General features: G+C 65.0%; 2 protein-coding genes. Both read right to left on the reverse strand.

Translation table 11 applies throughout. The features are described 5' to 3' along the window. Positions 1 to 40: 40 nt before the first annotated feature. Positions 41 to 538 (reverse strand): hypothetical protein, encoded by a 498-nt coding sequence (locus UO65_RS01375; protein WP_152551922.1) that lies wholly within the window; start codon positions 536 to 538, stop codon positions 41 to 43. Positions 539 to 700: 162 nt separating this feature from the next. Further along, a partial coding sequence (locus tag UO65_RS01380) for a hypothetical protein (RefSeq protein ID WP_035286572.1) occupies positions 701 to 1210 on the reverse strand: 510 nt, incomplete at its 5' end.

Consider the following 1210-nt stretch of genomic DNA (forward strand, 5'->3'; position numbering starts at 1 on the left):
TCGCTGCGCCCGGAATAGACCACCACTGGCCGCACACCACTCATCGCTGCGCCCCGACGAACGTCGGCGCCAAGATCTCGTCGGCCACCTCCCCCACCACAACCGCCAACTCCCGACCACCGGAATCACCCGTGGCCACCAACCGCGCCACCAACTCCCGCAACAACGTCCCCACCACCATGGCCTGCACCTCAGTCAAAGTCGGGTCCCACACATCAGGCCACTCCCCACGCGGCTCCTCACTCGCATCATCAAGGGCCAGACTCTCCCTAATGCTCCGAGCCCTTTCGGCAAACGGGCGCAGTGCACCATCGGGAGCGCCTCTCCGGTAAGTCCGCGAGGACAACAGGTGCAGGCTGGGATCGACAACCTCTCTGGCACTGACACCCGAGGGCCCGGGCTCCGCCAAAGCCGCCGCCAAACCATCCAACTTGTCCCGGTGCACCACAGACACCTCAGCAGTCTCAGTCACCTCGAGCAACGCCGCGGCAGCCCGCCGCAACCTCGCATAACGATCCACGAGTTCGTCACCGGTCATCACAGCCTCCCACGAGCATTGATCAACCTCTCCACCGTGCCAGACCAGGTGGCATTCTGGTCCTTGAACTCCTGCTGCAACGCCAGGGCGCGCTCCTGCGCATCGCACCGTGCTGCATGAGATCGCTGCGCCCGGAATAGACCACCACTGGCCGCACACCACTCATCGCTGCGCCCCGACGAACGTCGGCGCCAAGATCTCGTCGGCCACCTCCCCCACCACAACCGCCAACTCCCGACCACCGGAATCACCCGTGGCCACCAACCGCGCCACCAACTCCCGCAACAACGTCCCCACCACCATGGCCTGCACCTCAGTCAAAGTCGGGTCCCACACATCAGGCCACTCCCCACGCGGCTCCTCACTCGCATCATCAAGGGCCAGACTCTCCCTAATGCTCCGAGCCCTTTCGGCAAACGGGCGCAGTGCACCATCGGGAGCGCCTCTCCGGTAAGTCCGCGAGGACAACAGGTGCAGGCTGGGATCGACAACCTCTCTGGCACTGACACCCGAGGGCCCGGGCTCCGCCAAAGCCGCCGCCAAACCATCCAACTTGTCCCGGTGCACCACAGACACCTCAGCAGTCTCAGTCACCTCGAGCAACGCCGCGGCAGCCCGCCGCAACCTCGCATAACGATCCACGAGTTCGTCACCGGTCATCACAGCCTCCCA

It is taken from the genome of Actinokineospora spheciospongiae (assembly GCF_000564855.1).
GTDB lineage: Bacteria > Actinomycetota > Actinomycetes > Mycobacteriales > Pseudonocardiaceae > Actinokineospora > Actinokineospora spheciospongiae.